Origin of the sequence: Agromyces fucosus, from assembly GCF_004134865.1 — a bacterium.
Classification (GTDB): Bacteria; Actinomycetota; Actinomycetes; order Actinomycetales; family Microbacteriaceae; genus Agromyces; species Agromyces fucosus.
In genome coordinates this window covers 82243-104719 of the sequence record NZ_SDPO01000003.1, presented here as the reverse complement: position 1 = coordinate 104719, position 22477 = coordinate 82243, and the positions used below count along the sequence as shown (strand labels likewise).

The window sequence follows — 22477 nt, the reverse complement described above, 5'->3', positions numbered from 1 at the left end:
TCCTTCGAGATGCTGGGATGCGAGACGCTGGGACTTCGGCTGGATTCGCTCAGTTCGAGCAGGACTTCGCCGCGAACGCCGTGGTGCGCGTCGACGAGGTCTCCGCCCCGTCGATCGTCGCGACCGCCTCGATCGTGACGGTGCCCTCGGGGATGCTCGCCAGTCGGGTCGTGAAGACGTGGGTGGCGTTCTTGCCGGCGGCGACCGTCGCGAACGACTTGCTGCCGTACGACGAGGTGAACGAGATCGACACCGGCACCGCTTCGTCGTTCCGCGCCGTGACCGCGAGCACCGTCTTCGTGCCGATGCAACGGGCCTGCGCCGTCACCGTCAGGTCGAGCGGGTCGCGTGCCTCGAGGAACGCCCGCGTGATGCGCTCGAGCTCGCCCTCGAGTCGATCGACCTCGGCCGGGATGTCGACGTCGCCCGGATCGATGACGCCGCCGTACGGGTCCTTCTTCACTCCGGGGTTGCCCATCGCGCGAAGGGCGGTCTTCAGCTCGGCCGCCGCCTCGGACGACTGCTCGCTCAGCCAGCGCACCTTCTCGGCGTCCCGGATGCCCTCGTTCATGCGCTCCCAGCGCACCGACGAGACGTTGCCCGGGTAGACCTGCGCGGTGTCGCCCGATTCCCAGGTCTTGAAGTCGGTCGTCACGAACGGATCGGCGACGAAGCTGTCGTACGCCCAGCGCAGGTAGCCGTCGGAGTCGGTCGCGACGGTCTTCCACTGGGTCCACGCGGCCTCGGCGAGGTTCGAGCGGATGAACGTGTTCGGGTAGATGCCGACGCAGTAGTAGATGCTCGTGATCAGCCCGAGTTCGCGCCGGTGCTTCATCGTCGCCTCGAACACGGCGTCGCCGACGAGCACGTGATCCGACGACACGGAGATCTTGTCGATGCGATCGAGTCGCGGATCGGTGAGGCTGTTGTAGTTCATCGCGGCGCCGACCTTGAGCCCAGGGGCGTGCGCGTCGATGAGGTCGACGGCGTACATGAGGTCGCCGAGCGCGCGCTCGTCCATCGCCATGTAGGTGCGGTCGAACCATCCCTTCTCCTGCAGGTGCGGCCCGAACGACTCGAGGAACGCGCTCCACATCTCGGTCCAGATCGCCGAGCCGACCGGCACGCTCGCCGTGATCGTCTGGCCGGTCGCCGCGTCGAGGTACTGCACCTTGCTGGCCCAGTTGACCATCGAGTACGCGTCGATCTGGCCGTCGATGCCGACCTCGTCCATCATGAACGACACCCACTTGTCGAAGACGGTGAAGTCGAACGCCCACGTGCCGTCGGCCTTCTTGGTCCACTGCACCATCGATCCGTACGGGTCGTAGGTCTGCGAGGCCCACGGGTCGTTGACGACCGTCGCCGTGATGACGTCCTGGCCGGCGTCGCGAAGGCGCTGGTAGTGGGGCAGCATCGCGTCGAAGTGCGCCCGCGTCCAGAGCTGGTTCGCCGGGATGCCGGAGACCCGGGCCACGGCGTAGGGGTTCTGCCAGAGGTCGATGAACTGGTCCCAGTCACCCGCGGCGGGGAGTTCGAGATCGAGCACCTCGATGCCCAGGTCGAACGTGATGCGCTCGCCCTGATCGTCGACGACGACGACCTCGCCCGAGTACTGGCCGGCTGCGGCATCCGCCGGCACGTCGACGATCAGCCAGAGTGGCTGCACGGTGTGCGCGGCGACGTCGACGCTCGCGTCGGTCGACAGCACGTCGGGGATCGGCTCCTGCGGCTTCCCGAGCGAGGGGCGGCCGCGGCCGGCCATGACCGAATCGACGAAGTTCAGGTCGAGACCGTTCGCGTCGAGTGCCGCGCCGGAAGCCCCGACGAGCGTGGCGCTCTCGACCCGCACGCCGGTCTTCGCCTCGGCACCGGTCCAGAGCACGAACTGTCCGCTGACGCGGTCGTTCCGCCAGGCCGTGTCGCTCCAATCGGTGCCCGACATGCCGATGACGTCGCTCAGGTACTTGCGGCGGTAGTCGTCGAAATACTTGGTGGTGGCGTAGTGGAAGTTCGTCTCGCCGACCGCGCCGCTCAGCGTGGTCGGAGCCGCCGTCACCGTGACCTCACGGGACGCCGTGAATCCGCCGTCGACCGAGGTGGCGGTGATCGTCGCCGTTCCGCCGGCGACCGCGGTGACGTACCCGGTCGCGCTGACGGTCGCCACCGACTCGGCGGAGGACGACCAGCGCAGCGAGGCGTCGGTCGCTCCGGCGGGGACGACGGATGCCTCGAGCTGACGCGTCGCGGATTCGACGAGCTCGATCGGCGTCTCGTCCATCTCGACGCCGGTCACGGGCACGCGCTGGGCGATGACCTCGGCGAAGTCGATCTGGCCGTCGGCGCGGGAGGCCGCCGCGTTCTTCTCACCGGTGAGCCGGAGCTTCACGGTGTGGTTCCCGGCCGGCAGGGCGCCGGTGTCGAAGAGGAGCTGCTTGAACGTGCGCGTCGGGGAGTAGGCGTCCACGACGACCTCGGCCCCGTCGTCGACGGAGATGGCGTACTTGCCGTGCGGCACGTCCTTGATGCCGAACAGCCGCGCCTGCTCCCCGGTGAACGAGAAGGTGAACGCGGATCGATCGGCCGCCCTGGCCCAGTGCTCGGTGCCGGCATTCCACTTGGCCGGGTCGAGGCCGGTGCCGGCGTTCCATCCGGCGCCGAACTCGAATCGGTTGGTGCCGCTCGAGGTGGCATCGTCGACGATCACCGTCGTCGGCTCCGCCGTCGCAGCAGCGGGCATGGCGACGAGCGCCAGGGGCACCGCGAGCCCGACTGCGACGAGCATCGCGATCTTCCGGCGGAGTGATCCGAGCGAGGGGGACATGCCGTTCCTTCCGAGGTGACTTGCTGATCGACACTGATTCGAACTGATCGAAACCGGCCGAAGCACGCAGAAGCGTTCAGATTGGCCCGAGCCTCTCGTATTGGCGAGGGGTCGTCAAGGGGCAGATTCCGCGTCAGCGGGCGCCGCGGCGCGGCGATTCTGCGAATGATCAATCCCACTGATCGCGCCGTCAACAGCGGTGTCGCGCGCAATCTCGCCGTGCACGCGCACGGTCGCTCCCGCTCGCTCGCTCGCGACTCGCACAACGCGCAATCGGGGTGCGCGCTTCGCCGATCTCCGGAATGCCCGGACGTCGAACGCGCGCGCTGCGTGAGCACCTCAGTGCTCGCACTGATACCCCACCGGCAGGAGCTGCCAATAGGGTCGGCTCATGCGTCCTCGCCTCACCGGTCTCGTCGGCATCAGTCTCGTGGCACTTGCCGCGCTCACCGCGTGCACCGCTCCTCCGGCCGCCTCGGAGCCGTCAGCGGCGCCGAGCACGTCGGCTCCGACCCCGATGGGCGCGCCCGACGTCGAAGCCGCCGCGAGCATCGTCGTGTCGCCGGAGTCGATCACCGTCCTCGGTGACGGAGGTTCCGCACTCGCCACGTTCGACTATCACCAACCGACCGGTGAGGTGGTCGCGGGTCTCAGCGAGTACCTCGGCGAGCCCGCCGACTCCCGCGTCGAGCACGGCTCGGAGACGCCGTCGGCGACGCTCCACGAGTGGGGCGGCCTCCAGCTGTTCGACACCGACATCGTCGAGACCGGCATCTACTGGTCCAACCACTGGGTGTACCTCACCGGCACCGAAGCGGCAGGGCTGCCCGTGACGACGTCTGCCGGCATCTCGGTAGGGGACTCCTTCGACACGATCGACCTGTCAGGAGCCTCGGATCCCCTCGACTACACCTCGCCCGAGACCGGGCGCACGCAGCGCATGGTCCGCGTCGACCTCGTGGCCCTGCCGCCGGGCGAGGGCACGGGACCCTCGCCCGACATCGGAGTCCTGGTCACCGGATACCTCGATGACGCCGTCGTCGATCGCATCGAGTCACCGAGTTCCAACTACGGTCACTGAAGCTCGGCCCTTCCCTCGGCGCAACTAGTCGTGCTGCGGGAAGCCCAGGTTCAGCCCGCCGTGGCTCGGGTCGAGCCAGCGCGAGGTTACCGCCTTCTCCTGCGTGAAGAAGTCGAATCCGCGCGGGCCGTACGCCTTGGCGTCGCCGAAGAGCGAGTCCTTCCAGCCGCCGAAGGAGTGGTAGGCGACGGGCACCGGGATCGGCACGTTGATGCCGATCATGCCGACCGTCACCTCGCGCTGGAATCGCCGCGCGGCACCGCCGTCGTTCGTGAAGATCGCAGTGCCGTTGCCGTAGGGTGACGCGTTGATGACGTCGAGCCCCTCCTGGTAGCCGTCGACGCGCACGATGCCGAGCACCGGTCCGAAGATCTCGTCGCGGTAGACGGATGACTCGAGCGGCACCTTGTCGACGAGGGTCGGGCCCAGCCAGAACCCGTCGTCGTCCCCGTCGATCGGGGTGTCGCGTCCGTCGACGACGACCGTCGCCCCGTCGGACGCCGCGACGTCGAGGTATCCGACGACCTTGTCGCGGTGCTCGCGGGTGATGAGCGGCCCCATGTCGCAGCCGCGGGTGCCGTCGCCGGTGGTGAGCCGCGACATCCGCTCGCTGATCTTCGCGACGAGTTCGTCGGCGACCGAGTCGACCGCGAGCACGACGGAGACGGCCATACAGCGCTCCCCCGCCGAGCCGAACCCGGCGTTGACGGCGGCGTCGGCCGCGAGGTCGAGGTCGGCGTCGGGCAGCACGAGCATGTGGTTCTTGGCACCGCCCAGCGCCTGCACCCGCTTGCCGTTCGCGGTCGCGGTCGCGTAGATGTACTTCGCGATCGGCGTGGAGCCGACGAACGAGATCGAACGCACGACCGGGTGCTCGAGCAGCGCGTCGACGGCGACCTTGTCGCCGTGCACGACGTTCAGCACGCCGTCGGGCAGCCCGGCCTCCTGCATGAGCCGGGCGAGCCAGATCGCGGCCGACGGGTCCTTCTCGGAGGGCTTCAGCACCACCGTGTTGCCCGCCGCGATCGCGAGCGGGAAGAACCACAGCGGCACCATCGCCGGGAAGTTGAAGGGGCTGATGATGCCGACGACGCCCACGGGCTGCTTCGTCGAGTACACGTCGATGCCGGTGGAGACGTTCTCGGAGTACTCGCCCTTCGTGTAGCCCGGCATCGCGCACGCGAGCTCGACGACCTCGAGGCCGCGGGCGATCTCGCCGGCCGCATCGGAGAGCACCTTGCCGTGCTCGCTCGTGAGGATCGCGGCGAGCTCGCCGCTGCGGGCGTTGAGCAGCTCGCGGAAGGCGAACATCACCTGCTGGCGCTTCGCGATCGAGGTGTCGCGCCACGCGGGGAACGCGCGGGCGGCGGCCTCGACGGCGGCGTCGACGTCTTCGGTCGAGGCGAAGCGGACCCGCTTCTGCTCGACGCCGCGGGCCGGGTTGTAGACGGGCCCGCTGCGGCCCCCGTCACCGGCGACGGATGCCCCGTCGATCCAGTGGTCGACGGTGACGAACTCGGCGCCCAGCGGTTGGGTCTCGGCGAGCGATGATGTGTTGCGGTCTGCCTGGCTCATGGTTCAGCCCTCTCCTTCGAGTGCGGTGCGGAGTACGTCGTCGTAGATCGCCATCGCGTCGGCGACCTCGTCGGCCGTGACGACGCACGGCGGCACGACGTGGATGCGGTTGTCCTGCACGAACGGCAGGAGCCCGCGCGCGACGAGCGCGGACTTGAGTCGGCCCATCGCCGCAGCGGGCAGCGGCTCCCGGGTCGCGGGGTCGGCGACCAGCTCGATCGCCCAGAACACGCCCTCGCCGCGCACCTCGCCGATGGCGGCGTGCCGCTCGGCGAGCTCGGCGAGCGCCGGCCCGATGACCGTCGCCCCGATCTCGCGGGCGTTCTCGACGATGCCCTCCGACTCCATCGCGTCGAGCGCGGCGACGATCGAGGCCATCGCGAGCGGATGTCCCGAATAGGTGAGGCCGCCGGGGAAGACCCGGTCGTCGAACGTCGCGGCGATCGGGTCGGAGATGATCACGCCGCCGACCGGCACATAGCCCGAGTTGACCCCCTTGGCGAAGGTGATGAGGTCGGGGCGCACGCCGGAGCCGTCGAACGCGAACCAGCGGCCGGTGCGGCCGAATCCGGCCATGACCTCGTCGAGAATGAGGAGGATGCCGTGGCGGTCGCAGAGCTCGCGCACCCCCGCGAGGTAGCCGGGCGGCGGCATCAGGATGCCGGCGGTGCCCGGGATCGTCTCGAGCAGGACCGCCGCGATCGACGACGGCCCCTCGGCCTCGATCACCCGGCGCAGGTGCTGCAGCGCCCGCTCGGACTCCTGCTCGGGCGTCGTCGCCCAGAACTCCGAGCGGTACAGGTAGGGCCCGAAGAAGTGCACGTGGCCTCTGGCGAACTCGTTGGGGATGCGGCGCCAGTCGCCCGTCGAGACGATGGCCGCACCCGTGTTGCCGTGGTACGAGCGATAGGTCGAGAGCACCTTGTCGCGGCCGGTGTGCAGGCGCGCCATGCGGATGGCGTTCTCGTTCGCGTCGGCGCCCCCGTTCGTGAAGAACACCTTGCGGAACCCGGATGGCGCATGCCCGACGATGCGCTTGGCGGCCTCGCCGCGCGCGAGGTTCACCGTCGACGGGGCGATCGTCGTCAAGAGTTCGGCCTGCTCCCGGATCGCCTGCACGACCGAGGGGTGCTGGTGGCCGATGTTGACGTTCACGAGCTGGCTCGAGAAGTCGAGGTACTCGTGGCCGGCATGGTCCCAGACCCGGCTGCCCCGGCCGCTCGCGATCACGAGGGTCGAGGGGTTGGCCTGCGCCGACCACGAGTGGAAGACGTGCTCGCGGTCGAGTTCGCGGGCGAGTTCGTCGAGGCCGTCGGTGAGGCCGCCTCCGGTGTTCGTGTCGGTCATGGCTTCGGTGCCTTTCCTGTCTGTCCCCTGGTGATGGGATGGATGCCGCGCGGCCGGCCGGGGTGCACCAGCCGCGCGGCATCCGCTCGCTAGTTGCCGCCCTCCTGGAGGGTGACGTCGATCGGCTCGTACTCCGTGCCGAGGATGTCGACCCCGTCGGACTCGAGGTTGTCGAGGGCCTTGTCGACGTACTCGTTCGTGTACGCCGTGTCGGGCGGATCGGTGGTGATGACCTGGGCTCCGTCCTGGTTCTTGGTGTCCAGCGCCATCTCGACCGTGGCATCCCACGCGATCTCGTTGATGTGCCCGATGCCGTCGGTGGAGGGCCAGATCAGCTTGTTGATCTCGTTGGCCATCCACAGCTGGTGGCTCGTGCCGAGGGTGGAGCCGGCGGCGGTCACGGCGTCGGCGGCGGCCTGCGGGTCGTCGCGCTGGTCGATCCAGCCGAGGATCGCGCCCTGGATGAGCTTGACCGCGGTGTCGGCGTACTCCTCGTCGGAGGCGAGCCGCTCGGCGTTCGCCCAGATCGCGTCCTGCAGCATCGAGGTGCCGACCTCGTTCCAGTCGATGACCGAGAAGTCCTCGGGCTGGTAGAGCTCACCAGTCTCGGGATTGGTCGCCTCGAGCAGCTGCGCGTACTCGTTGTACGTCATCGCCTGCGCGGCATCGATCTCGTGGTTCAGCAGCGCGTTCATGTCGAAGTTCTGCTGCACGATCGTGTAGCCCGACGCATTCGCCTCGGTGAGGCCCGCGAAGAGCTCCCACTCGTTGCCGAACCCCCAGCTGCCGACCTGCTTGTCCGACAGGTCGGCCGGCGACGTGATGCCGCTGTCGGCCCAGGAGACCTGGAGGGTGCCGCTGCGCTCGAAGATCTGCGCGATGTTCGTGATGTTCGCGCCGGCCTCGATCGACGCGAGCGCCTTGGGCACCCACGCGACGGCGAAGTCGACGTCACCCGAGGCGAGCACGTCCTGCGGCACGATGTCGACCGCACCGGGGATGATCTCGACGTCGAGGCCGAGGTCCTCCCAGTAGCCGTTCGCCTTCGCGAGGTAGTACCCGCCGAACTGGGCCTGCGTGAGCCACTGCAGCTGGAGGGTGACCGGCGTGAGGTCGTCGCCGCCGCCATCCGTGGCATCGGTGTCGGTGCCCCCGCTGGAGCAGCCGGCGAGTACGAGCGCGGTCGCGGTTGCTGCGGCCGCGAACGCTGCGATCCTGTTTCGCTTCATCTCTGCGTTCCTCTCTTGGTGGTGCTCGGTGGTGCGGATCCGACCGGCACGGGTGCCGGAAGCGTCGTGCCGGGCGGCGTTGCCCGGCGTGGTTCGGTTCATCGGTGGCGCGAGGAGACCCTCTCGATCAGGCTGGTGAGGGCGAAGAACACGAGGCCGAGCAGGATGGCTCCGATCACGAACGCCCAGGCGCGGGCGTAGGCGCTGGATGCCGCGGCGGTCGTGATGGCCGAGCCGAGACCCTGTCGCGGCCCGCCGAAGTACTCGGCGACGAGGGCGGAGATCACGGCGAGCGACGAGGCGATGCGCAGCCCCGTGAAGAAGTGGGGCAGCGCCGACGGCACGGTCACGGCCCAGGTCTGCTGACGGGGTGTCGCGGCATACGCGCGCATGAGGTCGCGGTGCACGGGCCGCACCTGGCGGAAGCCCCGAAGGGTGTTGAGGAACACCGGGACGAACGCGGCGATCGAGGCGATGATGATGCGCGCCACCTCCGACGTGGACCCGAACATCGTGTACAGCACTGGTGCGAGCGCCACGATGGGCACGACCGCCACGGCGGCGACGATCGGCACGAGCATGCCGTCGATCACCCGGGTGAGCGACGCGACGATCGCGAGGAGCACGCCGATGACGGCACCGATGACGAGCCCGATGAGCGCGTTGAGCCCGGTCGCGATCGTGGCGGCCAGCACCTGCGGCGCGTACTGCACGAGTTGCGCCCAGATCGCCGACGGGCTGGCCAGCACGAACGGCGGGATGCCGGCGGCGACGACGACGAGCTCGACGAGCAGCACGAGCACGATGAAGAGCGCGACCGGCGGTACGACGACCCGGACGAACCAGCGGAACGGGTTGTCGCCGCGCGCGCGTCGGCGGTGCGCGCTCGGCGGAGCGAGCTGCGTCGCGATCGCCGCGTCGGGCAGTCCCGTCATCGCACGTCCACCCCCCGCGCGGTGCCCGGCGTCGACGACTGCGGTCCGTGGAGGGCCTCGCGCACCGCGGTGACACCTTCGAAGAAGGCCGATTCCTCGCGCAGGTCCTCGCCGCGCTCGGCGGCACGGCCGAGCCGCACGTCGATCTCGTCGGTGATGCGGCCGGGACGCGGCGACATGACGACGACGCGGTCCGACAGGTACACCGCTTCGGGGATCGAGTGGGTCACGAACACGACCGCCGCCCCGGTCTCTGCCCGGATCCGGAGGAGTTCGGTCTGCATGCGCTCACGGGTCATCTCGTCGAGCGCGCCGAACGGTTCGTCCATCAGCAGCAGCCGTGGCTGCTCGGCGAGCGAACGAGCGATCGCCACGCGCTGCTGCATGCCGCCGGAGAGCTGGTCGGGGTAGCTCCGGGCGAAGTCGGTGAGCCCGACGAGGTCGAGGAGCTCAGCCACCCTCGCCCGACGCTCGGCGGAGCCCATGCCGTGCAGCTGCAAGGGGAGCTCGATGTTCGCCGCGACCGAGCGCCACGGCAGCAGGCCGGCCTGTTGGAAGGCGATGCCGTACGCCTGGTCGATCCGGGCCTGGCGGGCGGTCCTGCCGAAGACGCGGATGTCGCCGGCCGACGGTTCGTCGAGATCGGCGATGAGTCGGAGCAGCGTGGACTTGCCGCAGCCCGAGGGGCCGATGAGCGACACGAACTCGCCGTCGTGAACCGTGAGCTCGATGCCGGTGAGGGCCGTGACCGATGCTCCCTTCGCGCCGTGGAAGACCCGCTCCACGCCACGGACGACGACGGCGGCGGCCGCGTCGGCGGTCGGGGTCGGCTCGGGTGCGGCCGTCGGCGCTGGCGTGCTCATGCGAGGGTCTCCTGTCGGCGGAACGGGCTGAGGAATGCGGCGAGGAGGGCGACGAACCCTGCGGCGACGAGACCGAGGAGCACGGCGCCGAGGATCGGCGACCACGGCTTCGCGGGATCGCTCGAGGCGGCGACGGCGGTTTCGAGGATGAGCCGCCCGATGCCGCCGCTGAAGCCGACCGAGATCTCGGCGACGACCGTGCCGACCACGGCGTTCGCCGCGGCGAGACGCAGGGCGGGGATGAGGAAGGGAACGCTCGCGGGGAGCCGCAGCCGCACCAGGGTGGTCCACCACCCTGCCGAATAGCTCCGCATGAGATCGAGGTGTGCGGCCTCGGGGCTCTGCAGACCCCGTAGCGCGCCGACCGCCACGGGGAAGAACGCGAGGTAGCTGGCGATGATCACGACCGACATCCAGCTCTGCCAGGAGAAGTCGCCGAAGGACAGCCGGGAGCCCCAGTTCCGGATGAGCGGCGCCAACGCGATGAGCGGAACGGTCTGGCTGAGGATGACGAACGGCAGCACGGCACGCTCCGCGATCCGGAACCCGAGCATGAGCAGGGCGAGTGCGAACCCGACCGTGACGCCCACCAGCCAGCCGAGCGCGGCGACGCCGAGGCTCACGAGTGCCGCGAGGAGCACGACGACGCCGAGCGGGAGCGCGCCCGGGGCACGGGTCACCGGCGAGGCCGCCCGCGCGAGCATCTCCCAGGTGTGCGGCATCGCCTGGTCGCTCGTACGGGGCAGGAGCCGGATGCCGCTGCCGGTGACCCCCTCCTGTGCACCGATCAACCAGCCGTCGGCGGGGCCGACGAGCTTGTACAGCTCCCAGACGGCGGCGAGCGCGACCAGGCCGAGCACGCCCCAGAGCACCGCGCGCCAGCGCCGTGCCCGTCTGGTGGCGGGTGCGGTCGTCGTCATGCCTTCGCCGTGAGGTGCTCGGAGAGCGCGGGGATCACGGTCTCGCCGTAGACCCGCAGCGTCTCCTCCTTGTTGTCGTGCTGGAGGTAGCCGGCGAACTGGTCGACGCCGAGCGCCTTCAGTTGCTCGAGCTTCTCGATGTGCTGCTCGGCCGTGCCGAGCACGCAGAACCGGTCGACGATCTCGTCGGGCACGAAGCTCGTGTGCGTGTTGCCCGCGCGCCCGTGCTCGTTGTAGTCGTAGCCTTCGCGGGCCTTGATGTACTCCGTGAGCGCGTCGGGCACGGCACCATGCGCGCCGTACTTCGCGACGATGTCGGCGACGTGGTTGCCGACCATGCCGCCGAACCAGCGGCACTGCTCGCGCATGTGCTCCCAGTCGTCGCCGATGTACATGGGCGCGGCGACGCAGAACTTGATCGACATCGGGTCGCGGCCCGCGGCCTCCGCGGCATCGCGCACGTGCTTGATCATCCACGCGGCGATGTCGACGTCGGCGAGCTGCAGGATGAATCCGTCGCCCACCTCGCCCGTGAGCTTCAGCGCCATCGGGCCGTACGCGGCCACCCACACCTCGAGCTCCGAGCCGTGGCTCCACGGGAACTGGAGCTGCGAGCCGTGGTACTCGACGGACCGCGAGTTCGCGAGCTCCCGGATCACGTGGATCGCCTCGCGAAGCTCGGCGATCGTCGTCGGCTTGCCGTTCGTGACGCGCACCGCGGAGTCGCCGCGGCCGATGCCGCAGATCGTGCGGTTGCCGTACATCTCGTTGAGGGTCGCGAAGATCGACGCCGTCACCGTCCAGTCGCGCGTCGCCGGGTTGGTGACGAACGGCCCCACCTTGACCTTGCGGGTCTCGGCGAGGATCTGGCTGTAGATGACGTATGGCTCCTGCCACAGCAGGTGCGAGTCGAAGGTCCACACGTGGGTGAACCCGTGGTTCTCGGCGAGCTTCGCGAGCTGGATGGTGCGCGATGCCGGGGGGTTGGTCTGCAGGACCGCTCCGAATTCCATCCGTGCTCCCTTTCGTCGTGTCGGTGCGACATCCGCTGGTCTCGACGCGCTTCGCGCCACGCGACCGGCGGATCGTTCAAATCAGGTACTGACTCAGGCCGCGCTTCAGGAACCGGCCGTCGCCCTTGGCGCCGAGGTACTGGTCGCCGTCGACGATGACCTTGCCGCGACTCAGGACCGTGTCGACGTGGCCGTCGATCTCGTAGCCCTCCCACGCGGAGTAGTCCATGTTCATGTGGTGCGTCTTCTCCAGCCCGATCGAGGTGTGGCCGTTCGGGTCGTAGACGACGATGTCGGCGTCGGCGCCCGGCTGGATGACGCCCTTCGTGCCGTACAGGCCGAACATGCGGGCCGGCGTCGTGCTCGTGAGCTCGACCCAGCGCTCGAGGGTGATCTCGCCCGTCACGACGCCCTGGTACATGAGGTCCATGCGGTGCTCGATCGAGCCGATGCCGTTGGGGATCTTGCGGAAGTCCCCGAGGCCGAGCTCCTTCTGGTCCTTCATGCAGAACGGGCAGTGATCGGTCGAGACCATCTGCAGGTCGTTCGTGCGAAGGGCCTGCCACATGGAGTCCTGATGCCCCTCTTCTCGTGAGCGCAACGGCGTCGAGCAGACCCACTTCGCGCCCTCGAACGAGCCCCACTGCTCTCCCTTGGCGCCGAGCTGGTCCTCGAGGCTCAGGTAGAGGTACTGCGGGCAGGTCTCGCCGTAGACGTTCTGGCCCTTGTCGCGCGCCCAGGCGAGCTGCTCGACGGCCTGCTTCGCCGACACGTGCACGATGTAGAGCGGGGCGGCGGTGAGCTTCGCGAGCATGATCGCTCGGTGCGTCGCCTCCTCCTCCATCTCCCAGGCGCGCGCGACCCCGTGGTAGAACGGGTCGGTCCGGCCCTGCTCCACGAGCTGGGTTGCGAGCACGTCGATCGCCGGGCCGTTCTCCGCGTGCATCATCGTGAGCATGCCCGTGTCGCGCGAGACCTGCATGGCCTTCAGGATCTGCGCGTCGTCGGAGTAGAAGACGCCCGGGTAGGCCATGAACATCTTGAAGCTCGTGATGCCCTCGTCGGGCAGGCGGCGCAGCGTCGCGAGCGACGCCTCGTTGACGTCGCCGACGATCTGGTGGAATCCGTAGTCGATCGCGCAGTTGCCCGCGGCCTTCTCGTGCCACGCCGCGAGCCCGTCTTCGATGCGCTGCCCGTAGGTCTGCACGGCGAAGTCGATGATGGAGGTCGTGCCGCCCCACGCGGCTGCGCGAGTGCCGGTCTCGAAGGTGTCGGATGCCTCGGTGCCGCCGAAGGGCAACTGCATGTGCGTGTGGGCGTCGATGCCGCCGGGGATGACGTACTTGCCGGTGGCGTCGATCACCCGGTCGACGGATGCCGCGACATCCGTACCCAGCAATGCGGCACCGGGCTCGAGCACGGCGCGGATGGTCTCGCCGTCGACGAGCACGTCGGCGGCGGCGCGACCCGTGGCACTCACGACGGTGCCACCGGTGATGAGGGTGGTGGTCATGTTCGCTCCTTCGCGTGGCTCGTCGGGTTAAGGCTTGGGGATCGAGGTGTAGGAGTCGGGCCGGCGGTCGCGGTAGAACTGCCAGGCGTTGCGGACGTTCCGGATCATGTCCATGTCGAGGTCGCGCACGACGACCTCCTCGTCGGTCTCGGAGCCGTAGCCGCCGACGATGTTGCCCTGCGGGTCGCAGAACTGGCTCTTGCCGTAGAAGTTCACGGCGAGATCGCCGTATTCGTTGTCTTCCAGGCCCACGCGGTTGGCCGCTGCCACGAAGTAGCCGTTCGCGGCCGCGGCGGCGGGCTGCTCGATCTCCCAGAGGCGGTTCGAGAGGCCCGGCTTCGTCGCGTTCGGGTTGAAGACGATCTGCGCGCCGTTCAGGCCGAGCTCGCGCCAGCCTTCCGGGAAGTGCCGGTCGTAACAGATGTAGACGCCGATCGGACCGACGGCCGTGTCGAAGACCGGGTAGCCGAGGTTGCCGGGTCGGAAGTAGAACTTCTCCCAGAACTTGTCGAGGTTCGGGATGTGGTGCTTGCGGTACGAGCCGAGGATCGTGCCGTCGGCGTCGACCACCACGGCGGTGTTGTAGTACACCCCGGGCTGCTCCTCCTCGTAGATCGGCAGCACCATCACCATGCCGAGCTCCTTCGCGAGCGCGGCGAAGCGCTGCACGATCGGGCCGTCGGCGGGCTCGGCGTAGTCGTAGTACTTCACGTCTTCGGTGATGCCGAAGTACGGGCCGTAGAAGAGCTCCTGGAAGCAGATGACCTGGGCGCCCTGCGCCTTCGCGTCACGGGCGAACTGCTCGTGCTTGTCGAGCATGGACTCCTTGTCGCCGGTCCAGGTCGTCTGCGTGATGGCCGCTCGGACGATCGTCATGTTGCCTCCTGAGTCGGTCGGCGTCAATGCGGATGCACTCGATGGGCGTGGAACAGAGGTGCTCACCGGGTGGTGCTGTGACGCCGAGGCTGTGCTGCGGACTGCGGTGTCCGGAGCTCCCGAACGAGTGCGCGACCCGTTCTGTTATTGTTCGGCGTGAACATTTCTCTTGTGTTTCACACTGTGACGTTGTGGTTACTTATCTTGTCCCTCACGTCGTGAGGAGGCAATGGTCGTGTCAGGTATTCATGTGAATGGATCTCGAATGGCTGCGGTTCGACTCGAGGGCGCCGAGCTCATCGCGCTCGCGGAGTTCGGCGAGACGACCCCCCGCGGCATCGCGGGCGTCATCGCACGACTCGTGAACTCGGGCGAGCTCGCCGCGGGCACGCGCCTGCCGACCGTGCGCGAACTCGCGAGCGAGCTCGGCGTCAGTCCGGCCACGGTCAGCCAGGCCTGGCAGGCCCTCTCGCGCACCGGGCTCATCGAGTCGCGCGGGCGTGCCGGCAGCTTCGTGCGACCGCTCTCGCAGGGCTGGCTGGCACCGCGCATGCGCGGCATGGCGGCCCCGAACGATCCCGTGCGCCTCGACCTCTCCCGCGGCACCCCCGACCCGCTCCTGCTCCCGGCGCTCGGACCGGCGCTCTCCCGGGTCTCGGCGCGCGCCGAGACCGGCAGCTACCAGGCGGAGCCCGTGATCCCGGGGCTCGCGGCGGTGCTCGCCGACTCCTGGCCCTCCGCAGCCGAGACGATCATGGTCGTCGACGGCGCCCTCGACGCGATCTCGCGCACCCTCGACGAGGTCGTCCGGTACGGCGACCGCGTCGTCGTCGAGAGCCCGGGCTTCCCGCCGTTCCTCGACCTCCTCGACCTGCTCGGCGCCGAGGCCGTGCCGGTCGCCGTCGACGAGGCGGGCATGACGCCCGACGGGCTCGCCGCTGCGCTGCGCCGCCAGCCCGTCGCGGTGCTGTTGCAGCCTCGGGCCCAGAACCCCACCGGGGCGTCGATGACGGTCGGCCGCGCCGAGGCGCTGGCGCGGGTCATCCGCTCGGCCGAACGCGCAGGCGACGTCGTCGTCATCGAAGACGACCACTCGGGCATGATCTCGACCGCCGGCGACGTGACGCTCGGCACGTGGCTGCCCGAGCAGGTCGTGCACGTGCGCAGCTTCTCGAAGTCGCACGGTCCCGACCTGCGCATCGCGGCCGTCGGCGGACCCCGTGACCTCGTCGACCGCATCGCCGCGCGCCGCATGCTCGGCCCCGGCTGGACCTCTCGGATGCTGCAGACGATCCTGCTCGATCTGCTCACCGACGGCACCTCGCTCGACGCCGTCGCCGAGGCGCGGCGGCAGTACTTCACGCGGCAGCGCGCACTGGGCGATGCGCTGCGGGCGCGCGGCGTGCCGGTCGCCCCGGCCGACGGCGTGAACCTGTGGATGCCGGTGCTCAGCGAGCGCTCGGCGCTCGTGCAGCTCGCGGCGTCGGGAATGCGGGTGGCGGCGGGCACGCCGTTCCTCGCGGCGTCGAACTCCGGGGCCGGCGCGGGAAACGGGCGCTCGCGACCCGGCGGAGAGTTCGTCCGGGTCACGGTCGGCGTGGTGCGGGACGAGGTCGACGAGGTCGCCGATGCGCTCGCGACCGCCGCACAGCACGTCGTGTCGGGCGGGTACTGAGCCTTCGGGACGAACGCCCTCCCGTGCGCCACAATGGTGGCCGCGGCAGGCGCCGCCCGACGTCGAGGAGACCACCGTGCGCACGACCCGCGTGAAGCCCCGCAGCGAACTGAAGAACACCGCCTACGAGATCTTCATCGGCGTGCTGTCGATCCTGTCGATCGTCAATCTCGTGCTCGTCTACGCGATGCACGGCGACGGCGCGCTGCAGCAGATCCTCTCGGTCATGAACGCCCTCTTCAGCGTGATCTTCCTCGGCGACTTCGTCTACCGCATGGCGACGGCACCGTCGGCCGGTCACTACTTCCTCGCGGGCTACGGCTGGGCGGACCTCCTCGCGAGCCTGCCGTTCCCGCAACTGAAGGTCCTGCGGATCTTCCGCTTGCTGCGCGTCTACCGTCTCATGCGCGACGTCGGCCCCCGCACGATCTGGAACACCCTCGTCCACGACCGCGCGAACAGCACGCTCATGACGCTGCTGCTGCTCGGCGTGCTCGTGTTCCAGTTCGGCAGCATCTCGATCCTCGCGGTGGAGGGGCACGCCGAAGGTGCGAACATCACCTCGGCGTCCGACGCCCTCTGGTACACGATCGTCACGATCTCGACGGTCGGCTACGGCGATCAGTTCCCGGTGACGAACACCGGTCGGATCCTCGGCGCGCTCATCATCATCGTCGGCGTCGGCATCTTCGGAACCTTCACCGGATACCTCGCGAACCTCTTCCTCGGGCCGGGCACCTCGACGCCGGAGGACGCGAGCGACACGCCGACGGTGGCGCCGGTCGTGGCGGCGACCACGGCGCCGGTCGAGGTGCCAGCGGACGCCTCGCTCGGCGACCGGCTCGCCGAGCTGCTCGCCCAGTCCGAGCGGACGACGGCGGAGCTCCGCGTCCTGGTGGCCGATGCCGCCCCGGGCGCCGCCGCGGACTGAGCGCGGACCAGCGAGCGCAGGCTGCGGCGCTGCCGGGGTGCGCGACGGCCCGCTATCCGCCGAGGAGTCGGAGGATCTCCCGAAGCTGTGCGGTCCGAGCAGGGCCGAGTGCACGTTCGATCTCGGCGTTCGCCTCGCCCGACGCCACGACGGCCGCTCGGCAGAACTCGGCGCCGCGCCGGTCGAGCCGCACGATCGTGGCCCGCTGGTCGGTCGGGTCTGACTCCGCGGTGACGTACCCGGCCGCGGTGAGCGTGCGCACGAGCGCGCTCATCGCCTGGCGGCTGATGCCGGCTCGCGCTGCGAGCGTCGAGACACGGGTCCCCTCGGGATCGAGGGCGGAGAAGACCGCCACCTGTGACTGGTGCACGTCGCCGTAGCCGCGTTCGGCGAGGCGACGGAAGATCGCGGCCGTCAGCGCTCGGGAGACCGCGCCGACGGTGTGGGTGAGATCGTGCCGGCTGGCCACTTCGAACTCGCGCAACGCGTCACCGTGCATCAGGCAACCTCCTTGACAAGATAGGCAACCGGGTTGACTATTAACGCAACCGGGTTTCCTACCGGCCATCCTCCCAGATCCGAGGTCATCGATGTCAGGCACCATCACGCTCCCCGCGCTCGGCGACACCCTCCCGAACATCCCGCTGGTCGACGCTGCGGGTGGCACGTCACGAGTGATGGACGGCATCGGCGACCACGGCGGCGTCGTCTTCTTCATGCGGACGAGCACCTGTCCGGTCTGCCGCGCACACGTGCGCGAACTGCAGCGGATGTCGGATGCCGGCCTGCTGCGGGGCGCGAGCGCGATCGTCATCACCCCGGGCGGAGCCGTCGAGGCCGCCGCCGTCGCCCGCCGCACGACGCTGCGCGTGTTCGCGTCGGGTGAGCGCCATCGCGATGTCGGGCTCGGCCGGTTCCTCGCGCTGCAGCACAGCGGCACCTTCGTCGTCGACGCCTCCGGCCGCGTGCTGGCACAGCGCGCGAGCGCCCTGCCGACCTCGAGCTTCTCCCGACGCGAGATCCTCAGCGCGCTCGGGTGAGTCGGCCGCCGTTCACGCCGTCGCGTTCGACCCCTTCGGCACCCGGGCGTAGTGATCGGGGCTCATCATGAGCTCCGCCTGCCCCGCCGTGATCGAGCGGAGGTCGAGCACGTAGCGATCGAGCTCGGCCTCGGGCACGTTCGCGACGATGCGGGCCCGACCGTCGCCGACGACATCGGTGGCGACGACCCGGCCGCGACGGCCCGACAGGTCGGTCAGCACCGTGCCCTGCAGTTCGCTCGGCACCGCGACGGTCACGAGCGAGACCGGCTCCAGCAGCACCGTTCCCGCCTCCGCGAGCGCGGCCTTCACGCCGATCGACGCCGCCGTTCGGAACGCCATGTCCGACGAGTCGACCGAGTGCGACTTGCCGTCGACGAGTTCGACCCGCACGTCGACCACCGGATGTCCCTGCGGCCCGCCCGCCGCGAGGGCGTCACGTGCGCCCTTCTCGACGGCCGGGATGTACGAGCGCGGTACGGCGCCGCCGACGACGGAGTCGACGAACTCGAAACCGCCGCCGAGCGGCAGCGGCGAGACCCGCAGCTGCACCACGGCGAACTGGCCGTGCCCGCCCGACTGCTTCTTGAGCCGACCCTCGACCTCGGTCCGGCCGGCGATCGTCTCGCGGTAGGCGATCGGCGCGGGCGAGGTCGTGACGTGCACGCCGAACACACGGGCGAGCCGCTCGACGGCGACGGCGATGTGCGTGTCGCCGAGCCCACGGAGGATCGCCGCGCCGCCCGTTCGGTCGATCACGAGCGTCGGATCCTCTGCCACGATGCGGCCGAGCGACGTCATGAGCTTCTCGTCGTCGGACTGCGACACGGGGGTGAGGCTCATCGCGAACACGGGCTCCCGGTGCGGCAGCGGCGCCGGCTCGGCGCGCACGCCGGCACGCGACCACAGCAGCGTGCCCGAGGGCGATCCCGTGAGCTTCGCGACCGCGCCGACCTCGCCCGCGCGGAGCGCGTCGGCGGGCAGGTGCTCGGCCCCGCGCAGGCGGAAGAGCCCGTGCAGGCGCTCCTCGGCGCCCGTCGTGGCGTTGACGAGCCGGTCGCTCGGGTGCACGACCCCCGAGAGCACCTTGAACATCGACACCTGCCCGACGAACGGGTCGGCGACGGTGCGGAAGACGTGCAGCACCGTCTCGCCGTCGGGGTTCGGGGCGACGGCGACCTCGGTGCCGCCCATGACGATGCGGCTGTCGTGCGCGGTCGCCGCCGGCGCGAGTGCGCACACGAGGTCGGCGATCCGGTCGACGCCGGCGCCGGTCAGCGCGGAACACACGACCACCGGGATCGCCGCGCCGGTCGCCACCTCGCGGGCGAGCGTGCGTTCGAGGTCGGATGCCGCGGGCTCGCGCCCGTCGAGGTACGCCTCGAGCAGCTCGTCGTCGTGCGAGACGATCTCCTCCGTCACCTCGACGTGCAGTCGGTGCTCCTCCGCCTCGGCCCCGGCCGGCAGCGGCTCGTCGTGATGACGGCCCGCCTCGTCGTAGACGAGGGCGTGCTCGCTCAGCACGTCGGCGAGCGCGGTGAAGTCGTGCTCCTCGCCGAGCGGCAGCTCGAGCGCCACGAGACGTTCGCCGAACGCCTCGCGCAGCTCCGCCAGCACGCGGCGGAAGTCGGCTCGCGCCTTGTCCTCCTGCGTGATGACGACGATGAGCGGCACGGCAGCCGCCCGCACCGCAGCCCAGGCATTTCGCGTGCCCGCCGTCACGCCGTCGACCGCGCTGACGGTCAGCAACGCGGCATCCGCGATCGCGAGGGCCGTGTCGAGCCCGCCGACGAAATCGGGATGCCCCGGCGCGTCGGCGAGGGTCATGGCGTGCTCGACGCCGTCGGGTGTCGCCCAGCCCACGTGGGCGAGCGAGAGCCCGAGGGTCATGCCCCTGGCGATCTCTTCGGGCTCGTGGTCGCCGGTCGTCGAGCCCTGCTCGACGCTGCCCGCCCTCGGGATCGCGCCGGCCCGCAGCAGCAGCGCTTCGAGCAGTGTCGTCTTGCCGGAACCCGCCCCGCCCACGAGCGCGATGGTGCGGTGGGTCGGTGTCGATGCCGGATTCATGTTCGCCTCCCGCGCCGGTGCGGTGCTGTCCGTCCCATCGTGTACCCGGTCGGCCGCGAGCGCCAGTCCTCGGGCGGCCCGGTTCGGCGGGCGCGCCGCGACTGAGCGTGTCTCGATCCAGCTCGGACCACTCGTCTCGCACGGGACCACCGATATCCGTGGTCTCGTGCGACATGAGTGGTCCCGAACGCCACGCCCCGGCTCGGCTCAGTGCGCCGGGATGAGCCGGACCCCCGCGTCGTCGAGCTCGCGCATCGCCGGCGAGGCGCCGTCGGCATCGGTGACGACGCCCGCCACCCCGTCGAGGGGCAGCACCCGGTACGTCGAGGCGGCGCCGATCTTCTCGGTGCTCGCGAGCACGTAGGTCTCGGCGGCCGATCGTGCGAGCGCGCGCTTCATCGCCGCCTCCTCCGCATCGCCGGTCGTGAGGCCGGCCTCCGCGTGAACACCGGTGACGCCGAGGAAGAACAGGTCGGCGCTCACCTCGCGCAGGGCCTCGACGGCGATCGCGCCGCACGTGACCATGGAGTGCCGATACACCCGGCCGCCGATGAGCTGCAGTTCGACGTGGTCGTGCTCGGCGAGCGCCACGGCGATGGTCGGGCTGTGCGTGATGACGGTCGCGCGCAGCGAGCGCGGCAGTGCCCCGACGAGCGCGAGCGTGCTCGTGCCGCCGTCGAGCAGCACGGTCGAGCCGGGTTCGATGAGGCGCGCCGCGGCGACGGCGATGCGGTGCTTGCTCTCGGGCTCGATGCGGGTGCGCGCCTCGTACGGCGAGGTGGCGGGCGATGCCGGCAGCGCTCCCCCGTAGACCCGCTGGCAGAGCCCGGCGGCGGCGAGCTCACGGAGGTCGCGGCGGATGGTGTCCTCGGAGATGCCCAGGTCGGCCGCGACGTCGGCGGCGACGATGCGGCCGTCGCGCTGCAGCAGTTCGAGCAGCAGTTCACGGCGTTGCGCGGTCAGCATGCACGTTCCTCCTTGTTTCTTCACATTCTTGCACGTTATGGTGGCCGACATGTCGAAACCACTGCTCATCCTCATCGCCGGCCCCTATCGCTCGGGCACCGACGGCGACCCCGCCCGCATCGCCCGCAACCTCGAACGCCTCGAGGAGGCCTCCTGGCCCATCTACGAACGAGGACACGTGCCGATGATCGGCGAATGGGTCGCGCTGCCGATCCTGCGCGTGGCGGCGGATGCCTCGGGCCCCGAGGCATCCGCTGATGGCATGCCGCCCGCCGAGGGCGACGTCATGTACGCGACCGCCCACCGTCTGCTGCAGCACTGCGACGCCGTGCTGCGCCTCGAGGGCGCTTCGCAGGGCGCCGACCAGGACGTGCGCATCGCCGAGGCCAGGGGCATCCCGGTGTACCGCTCGATCGACGAGATCCCGGTGCTGGAGGCCGCGGGCGTCGCCTGACCGGCGTCGTCCACTCCGTGGCGATCGTCGGACCACTCGTTTCGCGCGGGACCACGGATATCCACGGTCCCGCGCGACACGAGTGGTCCCGAACGATCCGACCGGCGGCCATAGGGTTGGACGGTGCAGATCACGGTGCTCGCAGGCGGAGTCGGAGGCTCGCGCTTCGTGCGCGGCGTGCGCGAGGAGTGCGCCCGGCGCTGGCCCGATGGCGACGGGGGCACCGAGGCATCCGTCAGCGTGGTCGTCAACACGGGCGACGACATCTGGCTCGCGGGCGTGCGCCTCATGCCCGACTTCGACTCGCTCCTCTACTCGCTCGCCGGCGTCAACGACACCGAGCGCGGCTGGGGCCGGGCGGGCGAGAGCGAACGCGTCGCCGCGGAGCTCCGCGAGTGGGGCGTCGGCTGGCCGTGGTTCACCCTCGGCGACCTCGACCTCGGCACGCACCTGGCACGCACGGCGTGGCTCCGCGAGGGCGCGACGCCGTCCGAGGTGGCGCACCGCCTGCAGCAGCGCTGGCCGCTCGGCGTGCACCTGCTGCCGGCGACCGACACCGAGGTCGACACCGACGTGCTCGTCGCCGACCCCGACCAACTCGACGGCGAGCGCGAGATGCACTTCCAGGAGTGGTGGACCCGATACCGCGCCACGCTGCCCGCGGTCGCCTTCCGGCAGCGGAACATCGCGTCGGCCCGCCCGGCTCCGGGCGTCGTCGAGGCGATCCTCGGCGCCGACGTCGTGCTCATCGCCCCGTCGAACCCGGTCGTCTCGATCGGCACGATCCTCGCCGTGCCCGGCATCCGCGAGGCGCTCGCCGAGACCTCGGCGCCGGTCGTCGGCGTCTCGCCGATCATCGGCGGCAAGGTCGTGCGCGGCATGGCCGACGCGTGCCTGCCCGTCATCGGCGTCGAGACGAGCGCCGAAGCGGTCGGCCGGCACTACGGCTCGCGGTCGGCCGGCGGCCTGCTCGACGGCTGGCTCGTCGACGAAGCGGATGCCCCGGCGCTCGCGTCGCTCGAGGGGATCGGGCTCACCGCGGCATCCGTGCCCCTCTGGATGCGCGACCTCGACACCTCGGCCGATCTCGCCGGTGCGGCCCTCGACCTCGCGGTCTAGGATGGTGCCGACCCGCTGATCTGGATCTGATCGGCGTGTGCGGCCCGGC

At 70.2% G+C, this 22477-nt stretch carries 19 protein-coding genes; 6 read left to right on the top strand and 13 right to left on the bottom strand.

Annotated elements, in window-relative coordinates:
- Window positions 1-49: 49 nt before the first annotated feature.
- Window positions 50-2824, bottom strand: coding sequence for a glycoside hydrolase domain-containing protein (locus ESP57_RS12060; protein WP_129231765.1), 2775 nt, complete (start codon window positions 2822-2824; stop codon window positions 50-52).
- Window positions 2825-3215: 391 nt separating this feature from the next.
- Between ESP57_RS12060 and ESP57_RS12055 the strand changes: the two genes are divergently transcribed.
- Window positions 3216-3905 carry a hypothetical protein gene (locus ESP57_RS12055; RefSeq protein WP_129231764.1) on the top strand — a complete coding sequence of 230 codons (690 nt, stop codon included), beginning with the start codon at window positions 3216-3218 and terminating at the stop codon, window positions 3903-3905.
- 24 nt (window positions 3906-3929) lie between these two features.
- On the opposite strand, the gene ESP57_RS12050 is transcribed toward ESP57_RS12055, so the two are convergent.
- The 9 genes from ESP57_RS12050 to ESP57_RS12010 all read right to left on the bottom strand — a co-directional run bounded on the left by ESP57_RS12050 (window position 3930) and on the right by ESP57_RS12010 (window position 14176).
- On the bottom strand, window positions 3930-5480 hold the full coding sequence (locus ESP57_RS12050) for a CoA-acylating methylmalonate-semialdehyde dehydrogenase (protein ID WP_129231763.1): 1551 nt from the start codon (window positions 5478-5480) through the stop codon (window positions 3930-3932).
- Between the two features lie 3 nt (window positions 5481-5483).
- Window positions 5484-6827 carry an aspartate aminotransferase family protein gene (locus tag ESP57_RS12045; protein ID WP_129231762.1) on the bottom strand — a complete coding sequence of 448 codons (1344 nt, stop codon included), beginning with the start codon at window positions 6825-6827 and terminating at the stop codon, window positions 5484-5486.
- Window positions 6828-6916: 89 nt separating this feature from the next.
- Window positions 6917-8056, bottom strand: a complete 1140-nt coding sequence (locus ESP57_RS12040) for an ABC transporter substrate-binding protein (protein ID WP_056013387.1) — start codon at window positions 8054-8056, stop codon at window positions 6917-6919.
- 98 nt (window positions 8057-8154) lie between these two features.
- Window positions 8155-8991 carry an ABC transporter permease gene (locus tag ESP57_RS12035; protein WP_082571485.1) on the bottom strand — a complete coding sequence of 279 codons (837 nt, stop codon included), beginning with the start codon at window positions 8989-8991 and terminating at the stop codon, window positions 8155-8157.
- Complete coding sequence (locus ESP57_RS12030; RefSeq protein ID WP_129231761.1) at window positions 8988-9854, bottom strand: ABC transporter ATP-binding protein; 867 nt, start codon at window positions 9852-9854, stop codon at window positions 8988-8990. Before ESP57_RS12030 ends, ESP57_RS12035 begins: the two co-directional genes overlap by 4 nt.
- Window positions 9851-10774 (bottom strand): ABC transporter permease, encoded by a 924-nt coding sequence (locus tag ESP57_RS12025; protein WP_129231760.1) that lies wholly within the window; start codon window positions 10772-10774, stop codon window positions 9851-9853. The genes ESP57_RS12030 and ESP57_RS12025 overlap by 4 nt, the downstream gene beginning before the upstream one ends.
- Window positions 10771-11787 (bottom strand): TIGR03842 family LLM class F420-dependent oxidoreductase, encoded by a 1017-nt coding sequence (locus ESP57_RS12020; RefSeq protein WP_115960145.1) that lies wholly within the window; start codon window positions 11785-11787, stop codon window positions 10771-10773. The genes ESP57_RS12025 and ESP57_RS12020 overlap by 4 nt, the downstream gene beginning before the upstream one ends.
- A 76-nt stretch (window positions 11788-11863) precedes the next feature.
- Window positions 11864-13300 carry a dihydropyrimidinase gene (gene hydA / locus ESP57_RS12015; protein WP_115960142.1) on the bottom strand — a complete coding sequence of 479 codons (1437 nt, stop codon included), beginning with the start codon at window positions 13298-13300 and terminating at the stop codon, window positions 11864-11866.
- Window positions 13301-13327: 27 nt separating this feature from the next.
- A complete protein-coding gene (locus ESP57_RS12010) occupies window positions 13328-14176 on the bottom strand; it encodes a nitrilase-related carbon-nitrogen hydrolase (protein WP_115961497.1) in 849 nt (282 codons plus the stop codon).
- A 265-nt stretch (window positions 14177-14441) separates the two neighbouring features.
- On the opposite strand from ESP57_RS12010, the gene ESP57_RS12005 reads away from it, so the two are divergent.
- Together ESP57_RS12005 and ESP57_RS12000 are read left to right on the top strand one after the other, a co-directional pair.
- Window positions 14442-15851 carry an aminotransferase class I/II-fold pyridoxal phosphate-dependent enzyme gene (locus ESP57_RS12005; protein WP_115960139.1) on the top strand — a complete coding sequence of 470 codons (1410 nt, stop codon included), beginning with the start codon at window positions 14442-14444 and terminating at the stop codon, window positions 15849-15851.
- A 76-nt stretch (window positions 15852-15927) separates the two neighbouring features.
- A complete protein-coding gene (locus tag ESP57_RS12000) occupies window positions 15928-16782 on the top strand; it encodes an ion transporter (protein WP_243648512.1) in 855 nt (284 codons plus the stop codon).
- Window positions 16783-16834: 52 nt separating this feature from the next.
- Here the strand turns inward: ESP57_RS12000 and ESP57_RS11995 are convergent, their stop codons facing one another.
- Window positions 16835-17281: a MarR family winged helix-turn-helix transcriptional regulator gene (locus ESP57_RS11995; protein ID WP_158556740.1), complete on the bottom strand. Its 447-nt coding sequence runs from the start codon at window positions 17279-17281 to the stop codon at window positions 16835-16837.
- Window positions 17282-17372: 91 nt separating this feature from the next.
- Here ESP57_RS11995 and ESP57_RS11990 point away from each other — a divergent pair, with 91 nt between their 5' ends.
- Window positions 17373-17822 (top strand): redoxin domain-containing protein, encoded by a 450-nt coding sequence (locus ESP57_RS11990; protein WP_129231757.1) that lies wholly within the window; start codon window positions 17373-17375, stop codon window positions 17820-17822.
- Between the two features lie 12 nt (window positions 17823-17834).
- Here the strand turns inward: ESP57_RS11990 and ESP57_RS11985 are convergent, their stop codons facing one another.
- Both ESP57_RS11985 and ESP57_RS11980 read right to left on the bottom strand, forming a co-directional pair.
- Window positions 17835-19889: an elongation factor G gene (locus ESP57_RS11985; RefSeq protein WP_129231756.1), complete on the bottom strand. Its 2055-nt coding sequence runs from the start codon at window positions 19887-19889 to the stop codon at window positions 17835-17837.
- 207 nt (window positions 19890-20096) lie between these two features.
- A complete protein-coding gene (locus tag ESP57_RS11980) occupies window positions 20097-20855 on the bottom strand; it encodes a DeoR/GlpR family DNA-binding transcription regulator (RefSeq protein WP_129231755.1) in 759 nt (252 codons plus the stop codon).
- 49 nt (window positions 20856-20904) lie between these two features.
- Here ESP57_RS11980 and ESP57_RS11975 point away from each other — a divergent pair, with 49 nt between their 5' ends.
- Window positions 20905-21309, top strand: a complete 405-nt coding sequence (locus ESP57_RS11975) for a DUF4406 domain-containing protein (RefSeq protein WP_129231754.1) — start codon at window positions 20905-20907, stop codon at window positions 21307-21309.
- Window positions 21310-21432: 123 nt separating this feature from the next.
- Window positions 21433-22428, top strand: a complete 996-nt coding sequence (cofD, locus tag ESP57_RS11970; protein ID WP_129231753.1) for a 2-phospho-L-lactate transferase — start codon at window positions 21433-21435, stop codon at window positions 22426-22428.
- The last annotated feature ends 49 nt before the right edge of the window (window positions 22429-22477 follow it).